Annotated in this window: 4 protein-coding genes and 1 riboswitch; all 4 genes read right to left on the bottom strand. The window is 40.5% G+C overall.

The features are described 5' to 3' along the window. Positions 1-141 precede the first annotated feature (141 nt). A complete protein-coding gene (locus DW938_RS14135) occupies positions 142-780 on the bottom strand; it encodes a folate family ECF transporter S component (RefSeq protein WP_117891797.1) in 639 nt (212 codons plus the stop codon). A 117-nt stretch (positions 781-897) separates the two neighbouring features. Continuing rightward, positions 898-999: riboswitch (THF riboswitch) on the bottom strand. Between the two features lie 38 nt (positions 1,000-1,037). Further along, a complete protein-coding gene (pfkA, locus tag DW938_RS14130) occupies positions 1,038-2,000 on the bottom strand; it encodes a 6-phosphofructokinase (RefSeq protein WP_117939498.1) in 963 nt (320 codons plus the stop codon). A gap of 129 nt (positions 2,001-2,129) precedes the next feature. Beyond that, positions 2,130-3,956: a PASTA domain-containing protein gene (locus DW938_RS14125; RefSeq protein ID WP_118125547.1), complete on the bottom strand. Its 1,827-nt coding sequence runs from the start codon at positions 3,954-3,956 to the stop codon at positions 2,130-2,132. A 127-nt stretch (positions 3,957-4,083) separates the two neighbouring features. Further along, positions 4,084-4,866 carry a zinc ribbon domain-containing protein gene (locus DW938_RS14120; RefSeq protein ID WP_117877756.1) on the bottom strand — a complete coding sequence of 261 codons (783 nt, stop codon included), beginning with the start codon at positions 4,864-4,866 and terminating at the stop codon, positions 4,084-4,086. Positions 4,867-5,035 lie beyond the last annotated feature (169 nt).

Genomic DNA, 5,035 nt, shown 5'->3' with positions numbered 1-5,035 from the left:
GGTTTTCGCCTATCGAATTTCTTAATAATAGTGTCCAATATGATTGACAAACCTACATTCACCTAAATTTCACATTATCACCCCATTTTTTATTGTATATTTTCACGCAAAAAGCAGCGACATTTCTGCCGCTGCTTTAAATCATGTATTTGTCGCTTTATGTCCAAACTGTGTTCTTACTTTTTCATAAGCAAACTTCACAGCAGGCAGGAATATCATGAGCAAGATCAGATCCACAGGGAGCTGGATAAGATTTTTCGCTATTCTCGGTGTGCAGTATGTAAGAAAACCGCTCATTCCTTCTTTGGTGAGGTTTGTGATGCCAAAAGTCTTGTTTACATAAAGTGTATACAGAAAATAAGAATTAAGTCCTATATTACAGAAAAGTATAACACTTCCTCTTGCAATTGCGATCCTTATGTAGCTTTGAAGCTTTTTGTTGTTAAAATCGCACTTATACAACAAACAGCCGTAGATGATACCTGAAATAATAACTACCATTGCAAGCTGTGGGCTGTAGGCTCTCGGGGATTTGTTCTGCACTATGTATCCCAGAAAATCAAGGACAAATGTAGACATTCCGCATACCACAGGTCCGTAAAGCATACCTATAGTACAGGTCGCAAGAAATGTGAAACCGATCCTCAAGTCAGGCGTTACCTCAATGGAAAATGATCTGATAGCAAACGCCAATGCTATCAATATTCCAGTTGTTGTCAATGTTCTAAGATCTTTCAGTGACTTGAAAGAGTCGTAGAACATTCTTCCGAAGCTCTTCATAAATTTACCTCCTTATTCTGCGAGCTTATCGCTTTGTGCATAACGGAGCATAAAAACAGCTCTGCACACTACCCATGCGGGATGTGCAGAGCCGCTATAAAAAGCTTCAATTACACATTCAGCGGGATGCGAAAACTGAACCGCAAAGGTTCTGCCTTTTTCGTTCCGACGGCAACTCCCCGTCCGACGGACACTTAACGCTCAGTTTTCTACTCTGTAATATGTCAAAGTCTTAAAGACTCAGACCTCGTGAAAAATTAGAATGCAGTTTCATTGAGGATCTTGTAAAGTTCATCCTCGAAAGGCTTCTTCATTGAAAGCGCTTCCTGAATATCTACATCATATATCTTGTTGTCCTTCATACCAACAACTCTGTTGCCAATGCCCTGTTCAAGCAGTTCAACAGCGTGGTAACCCATTTCAGTTGCAACAACTCTATCTCTTACTGTAGGAGAGCCGCCTCTCTGAACGTGGCCGAGAATAGTAGCTCTTGATTCGATACCGGTAAGATCCTGAAGAGTTCTTGTGATATACTCTGTCTTGCCAACACCCTCAGCAACCACGATGATGAAATGTGTCTTGCCTGACTTCTTTGTCTGCTCCATCTTCTGAGCAATAGCATTGAGATCATAAGGCTTCTCAGGTGTGATAACAGCCTCAGCGCCTACAGCAGCAGCAACGTTGATTGCAATGTAACCAGCGTTTCTGCCCATTACCTCAACTACTGAACATCTGTCATGTGACTGTGCTGTATCTCTGATCTTATCGATCATTTCCATAGCTGTGTTCATAGCTGTGTCATAACCGATAGTATATTCTGTGCATGAAATATCGTTGTCTATAGTACCAGGCAGACCGATACATGGGATACCCTGTGCTGAAAGGTCAGCCGCACCTCTGAATGAACCGTCACCACCGATAACTACGATACCGTCAAGACCCATTTCAAGACACTTATCTCTGCCCTTCTTTACGCCCTCGATATCTCTGAATTCAGGACATCTTGCTGTGTAAAGGCAAGTACCGCCTCTCTGGATTATGCCTGAAACAGTTCTTGCATTCATCTCAATAACTTCACCGTTAAGAAGGCCGTTATATCCTCTGAGGATACCTACGACTTCCATACCCTTTGCAAGACCAGCTCTGCATACTGCTCTGACAGCAGCGTTCATTCCCGGAGCATCTCCTCCGCTGGTAAGTACACCAATTTTCTTAGCCATGTAAAATACCTCCAAACCAGGAAACAATTTATCCTGTTACTTTCCTAATAATCTATAATGAGCATAGCACAAAGCCCCTGAATTGTCAAGGGCTTTGTTTGTTTTTTAACATTTTATTAAACGTTTTCGTTATTCAGTAGGCACAACAGCCGGAGCTGGTGTTGTTTCAGAAGAGCTACCTGTGTTCGTATCAGGCTTAGGCTCTGTTGCCTTTGTTGTAGTGGTCGTAGTAGTCACAAGACCTGCGGAAACTGTAACTGTAAGCACATCACCATTTTTAACATTCACAGTGTTTCCAACATTAACGCTTGTCGCCATAACATATCCTGCAGAAACAGAGCTTGAGAAATCGGTAACGACCTTATACTTGATATTATAAGAATCAAGTAACTCAAGGTAAGCCTTCTTTGACAGGCCAGAGAAATCAGGAACAGGAACATTTTCAGGGCCTGCACATACTTTAAGAACAAGCTCATTTTTCAAAGACGGATCAAAATCAGTACCCTCTGGTATGCTCTGCTCTTTAACAACGTCCTTATCGTCAACATCAGAATAATAATATTCAGCCTTGATAGTAAAATCCTCACCAAGTTGTTTTACAACAGTATTGTATTCCAGACCCACAACGTTAGGCATTATAGCGCCATAGCCATATTCTGACTGACTTTCAGTATCAGTCACCTTAGGCGTAGCAACTGTGGTGCTGTAAACGAATACCTCGCTGTCAACTCCATCTGCATCATCAGAAGAAATGACCTTATCCTCAGACGAATCATTATTGCTGTCCGACGGACCTGAAAACAACTCATATAGCAGAAAAACTGAAAGCAAAAGCACTATCACAAGCACAGTCCAGCCTATTATCGTAGCCGTTTTATTCTTAGGCTTTTCTTCCTCACGAGTCTGCTGTGGCATTTGCCTTGACTGCGTTCTTTGTCTTGGAACATGCTGTATAGGAATAGTCTGAGTTGAACCCTTAGGGTGTTCCATATGCGTTGTATGCTGCTCAAAAAGTGCAGTAACAAGCTCTGAAACTGTCTGTATTCTTTCTTCGCCACGAACTCTCATAGCTCTTGAAAGAACTCGAGAGATATGCTGTGGTATTCTCGGATTGACTCTGCAAGCTTCGACCATAGTATCATTCTTTGTACGGGTATAAGCGTCAAGGGGCATACAGCCTGTTAGTATTCTATAAAGAACTGCAGCAAGTGCATAAACGTCAGTCCATGTGCCCTGCCATTCTAACGAAGAATATTGCTCAGGGGCGGTATATCCTGAATAGAATTCAGGAGAAAGCCCTGTATTAGATGTTCTTATAGAACTTATGCAAAAGCCTGTAAGTTTAAGCTCACAATCAGTTGTAACAATAATATTTTCAGGAGATATTCCCCTGTGTATGATACCTGCATTATGTATAATGCTCAATGTTGTAAACAATGGCACAAAAAGCTTTTTGACCTGTTCCCATGTGAGAAAGCCTGTGTTTGACTGTAAAAATTTCTTTAGCGTCACGCCCTCCACATATTCGAGTATGACATAGGTCGTATTATTCTCGCAAAACATATCCTTTGCCGTGGCGATATGCTGAAGATTTCTCATACGTGAAAGAACTTTGTTCACGTCTGCAAACTCAGACATAAATGTCTTATACTTAGCCAGACAATCCGGATTCACCACAAGTCGCTGACTTTCGCTATCTCTTTCGCAAAGAGTGTCAGGCATATACTCTCTTGCCACACACTTGCATTTGCCAACCATATCGTAGCAAATGTAAGACGCACCCTCACCATTATATGAAAGCATTTTTCCAACTATATATCTGTTGTCAAGCACTGTTCTCGGTGCAAGATAAGCCTGTAAATGCGGGATATCGTCGGTATAGTTACAATAATGACAGCGACCGTCAGAACCAAGTTCGTTCATACAGCCCATACATAATTTAGTACTAGGATCCATACCGAACCTCCTTTTTACGTTATTCATCAATTTATATTAGCAACAAACCGAGCATAAGTCAAGTTTTTTTGTGCAATTGTAGAATTTACGCAACAATTTGTATTTCTTTTGTAACATTATGACCCTTTTACAGATACTCAGGATAAATAAGCGTAGAAGAATAATACAGATACTTATTATCCGTATCGAACGTTACATTAAGCACCACAGGCTGATCATCGCCTGCGTCATTCTCATACCAATAGCGGTATATATAATTTTTAGTGTCTTTTGACCATACGATGCCGTAATATTCAAGGTCTATGGCATCTGACAAGCTACTCCACTTTGCTCCTTGTTCAAACTTATCAAGGTTGATAGCTTTACTCTTCTTTTCACCGTTTGCATTGTTTTTAAGCACCTTGAAATTTGAATATTTTACAGTTTGTATACGTTCTTCATCATCAACAGTAACAAGTGCCGCCCATTCAGGATAATTTATGCCATCAACATTAACACTGTCATCAGACTCAATGATATAATCAAAATTCAGTGCATTGTTCACTCCTTGAAAAGCCGATTCGTCCTTAAAGTGCATATCAAGCTTTTTCTGAGCCTTTGCAACATCTACGCCGATATATTCAGAAATACTCTCAGCGGTGTTTTCACCCTTTCCGCTTATAATATTCACAACGATAAGGACGACAAGCACCACAAGAAGCACTACCGCCACTGTTATAAGAATAAGCTTGAGCTTGCTTTCAGACAATTTATGTTTTTTCTCGCCTACTATTTCCACATTTAGCGGTTTATTCTGCTTTTTGAAACGCTTCATGATAGATGTATTTTTGTCTGGTCTTAATCTTGTGTCACAGTTAGGACAGAAAATGTCATCATCGTCAACTGACTTGTGGCATTTAGGACACTCCATAAAAAACAACTCCCTTTTGCAACATCCGTGCATTTGCACACTTTTTCAAAACAAGTATACCATAATCTCTGTAAAAAGTCAACAAACGCAAAACAGCGGACAGAAGTCTATTGTAGTGCTACAATAGATATTGGACAAAATTAAGAAAAAAGAAAAGAGAGATAGACAA

The sequence above is a fragment of the Ruminococcus sp. AM43-6 genome, assembly GCF_003461785.1.
Classification (GTDB): domain Bacteria; phylum Bacillota; class Clostridia; order Oscillospirales; family Ruminococcaceae; genus Hominimerdicola; species Hominimerdicola aceti.
Note: the sequence above shows the minus strand (reverse complement) of the source record. Positions and strands in the feature narration are given on the sequence as shown.